This window comes from Alishewanella sp. HH-ZS (assembly GCF_001704375.1).
Taxonomy (GTDB): Bacteria; Pseudomonadota; Gammaproteobacteria; order Enterobacterales; family Alteromonadaceae; genus Alishewanella; species Alishewanella aestuarii.
Genome location: NZ_LZEJ01000091.1, coordinates 1 through 3,221 on the forward strand (window position 1 = coordinate 1; position 3,221 = coordinate 3,221).

The 3,221-nt window shown below is 49.9% G+C and carries 3 protein-coding genes; 1 reads left to right on the forward strand and 2 read right to left on the reverse strand.

Features of this window, described 5'->3' with window-relative positions; translation table 11 throughout:
• Positions 1–441 (reverse strand): ATP-binding protein (locus tag A9165_RS16385; RefSeq protein ID WP_176714634.1); only part of this gene is annotated, 441 nt, incomplete at its 3' end.
• Positions 438–1,916, reverse strand: coding sequence for an IS21 family transposase (istA, locus tag A9165_RS16390; RefSeq protein WP_065956675.1), 1,479 nt, complete (start codon positions 1,914–1,916; stop codon positions 438–440). The genes istA and A9165_RS16385, both read right to left, overlap by 4 nt.
• A gap of 153 nt (positions 1,917–2,069) precedes the next feature.
• Between istA and A9165_RS16395 the strand changes: the two genes are divergently transcribed.
• Positions 2,070–3,044, forward strand: coding sequence for a hypothetical protein (locus A9165_RS16395; protein ID WP_065956676.1), 975 nt, complete (start codon positions 2,070–2,072; stop codon positions 3,042–3,044).
• The last annotated feature ends 177 nt before the right edge of the window (positions 3,045–3,221 follow it).

The window sequence follows — 3,221 nt, forward strand, 5'->3', positions numbered from 1 at the left end:
GCGCTTGGCTTGTTGTAACTGCTGTACCAGACCGATAGCCGGAAACAGTTTGCAGCGTATGCCTTGCTCTATCAGCCGGTAACCCAGTGCATTGGCCAGGTGGGTTTTGCCGGTGCCACTGGGGCCTATCAGCAGGATGTTATCGGCATGATGCGCCCAGGACAGTTCTTGATGCAACTTAGCGATCAGCGCTTGATTTGCCCGGCTTAGCACGCTGTTATCCAGAGCGCTTAAGGTTTTTCCCGGTGCTAACTTGGCTTCGCGCACCCAACTTTGTGTACGCCGTGTAAAGCGCTCTGCGAGCTCGTATTCGCATAAGGCCGCCAGATAGTCACTGTGCGACCAGCCTTTTTCTACCGCGGTTTGCCAGAGTTTTTCATAGTGTCTGACGAACGCCGGCAGCCGTAATTCTTTGAGCAGTAATGCAACGGAGGAGGTCAAAATGGCACCTCCACATCGTGTTTCGCCTGGGCCTTTAATGAAGACAGCAGCGCATCATAACTTTGCAGGCTGTGCTGCTGACTCTTCAGCTCTGGCGCACGTTGCGGTGTAAAGAAGCGCGCCTGGATAGTCTGGGTACACTCAAATTGCCCCACTCTGGCCTGTTGCAGCAGAGTTTCACCCAGTGCGTGTTCGCTATCATATTCACAGGCCAACCGTAGCACCGTGACGATCCATTTACAGGCCTCCTGTGCTGGTAAGGCATCATCCACTAACTGCCACAGCTCACGGTAATTGTCGTCAGGTAAGATGTTATCCCGCAGCTGCGAGAAACGAAACGCCTGCGGTTTAGCCGCCAGTGAGCCGATAATATGCCGGTAGTTAATACACCTCGCGCGGCTTTGGCCGGGTGCCGGGTAAATTCTTGGCAAGGTCAATGCCACCTGCTGGCCCACATAGAGCACCAGTTTGTCATGATACAGTCGTACCTGCAGGCGCTCACCAATCAGCCGGGATGGCACGCTGTACACCACACGACGCACTTCGATGGTGGCACTACGGGTGACTTTAATGCTCAGTAAGGTGTAATCAACAGCACCATACTCCGGTAAGGCCTGCAGGGCTTGCTGCTCTTCTAAAAAGCGGCTGCGTGAGCGCTGGTTCAGCTTGCCGACGATTTGGTCAATAAAGGCCTGATAGGCTTCGATACTGTCAAAGTCACTGTGGCCACGAAGCAGCAGGTGCTGCGCCAGGCGGCGCTTAAATGAGCCATTAGCGCATTCCACCACGCCATTCTCATGCGATTGCCCTAAATTATTCCTTGTCGGCGTCATGTTGTAATGCTCGCACAAGTCCTGATAGGCATCTGTCCAAACGTTTTGTGTGTTGTTTCTGGCGGCACTGAGGCTATCGGTGCGGTGCTCTACCGGACAGCCACCGGCCTGCGTCAGCGCACGCTGTAAGCCGGTAGACAAGGCAGAATAACTCTCACCCCCCTGAACCACCGTCACTGAACGCCAGCCGCTATAAGCGAGGCGGAACTGATACAGTAAATGGGCAAAGGGCTGCTGCTTAATGGTGACCGGGCTATCAGGATGAGTGAAATCGGAGAAGCCCTGTAAACCGGCTTGGGCTTGCTGGCGGAAGATGACCTCTTTCTCCGGGCCATGTAGCGCTTTCCATTGTTTTACCCGGCGCTGCAGGGTGCGCAGAACTCGCTGGTCATATTGGTCTGGGTAGTGCGCCTGCAAATGCTCCAGCAAAGTAATGGGCGTGAGCTCGGGCTTGGCGTTTAACAGCACAACCAATTCGGTTTCCCATACAGCTTCCAGTGGATCTTCGCGGGTGCGCCAATCTCTATCAGCTTTAGTGCGGGGTAAGATGTTGGACTGCTCAATACGTCGGGCAGTTCGGGTGGAAATGGCAGACTTCGCAGCAGCGATTTCTTGAGTCATGCCTTGTTGGCGATGCTGCATATACAGCTCCTCTTGTCGTTGGGTGATATGTTGTCCAGGCACCTTGAACTCCGAACAGAAAACAAGGTACCTATTGTGACACCCAACCGGCCAAGATAATTGTCGTCAACCGGTCATCCTAATTGTCGCCGAACATAAATTTTTATTTTTGTAATGTACACCTTCGAACAGTACTTAAAACTCAGCCGGGAAGCGAAATCGCTGGCAACAAGGTACGGCTGCGCGTGTTTAAAAGCGCACCTTGGCGCACTAAGCGCCTATGAAATGAAAAAGAAGTTATTAACTGACACTGAGAAAATCAAATATGGCTCAGACTGGCTGAACAAATCGTCTCGGTTTTACAATAAAAAGGAGCAAGGCGAGCCAATAGTCCGCCGCCATGTGGTTGACGATATTGACCGACGTGTTAAACCGCCATTTAGCTTGATGTCATTGCTATGTCATCCCTTATGGCAGCTCACAGATAACCCGAATCCTACCCAAAATTCGATCAACGAAGCACTTATGAATTTACCGCATCGTTACGTGCAAATGCTTTTTAAGGAAGACGGTGATAGCGGGCTGGTGAGAAGGCAAAAAGTAAGCCGACAGGCAATCTGGAAAATTAATGCAAGTACTGATATTCATGCGTTAACCTGCTTAATCGCATTTTGTCTTGAATTACCGTCAAGCAAAAACAACCGACTCGACTTAGCTCAGTTATCAGCTATTCGATACCTTATCAAACTATCCATCATCAGCGTTTTTTCAACGGTGGCTGAAGATTTTTATATTCTATTGAATCAGAATTTTTCTGCCACACTCGCCACAAAACACGACAGAGTATATTCCGATGTTTGGCCTTACAGAACGCCTGACGACGCACAAATCATGATCCCCATGCGAATAATCAATAATTGTCATGTGAACATCGCCACTACAATAAATGTCTATAAAAAGTTGTATCAAAAAGCTATTCAACGCGGCCTTGTGAACAAAACAAATGAGGATGAACAAAAGTTTTATAACTTTATCTGCCACACCGAGATCCAGCATCTAACAGACATCCTTTATCAAGACGCACAAATCCCGGATAACTTCTCTGATTTAAAACACCTATTATTTGAACGCACTCTAAACCGCAAATGACAGCAGCCTGATCAGCATTAAGCAGCAGAGCTGATCAGCCGCTGCCAGCAGAAAAGATCAATTTGTGCAGCACCGCCATTTGCTGGCGCTGCAGCAAATTGACAGCCCTGCTGGTCAACACTGATCAGTTCTACCGGTAAGCACTGACCGGGCTGCCTGAGGTATCCCCAGAAATTT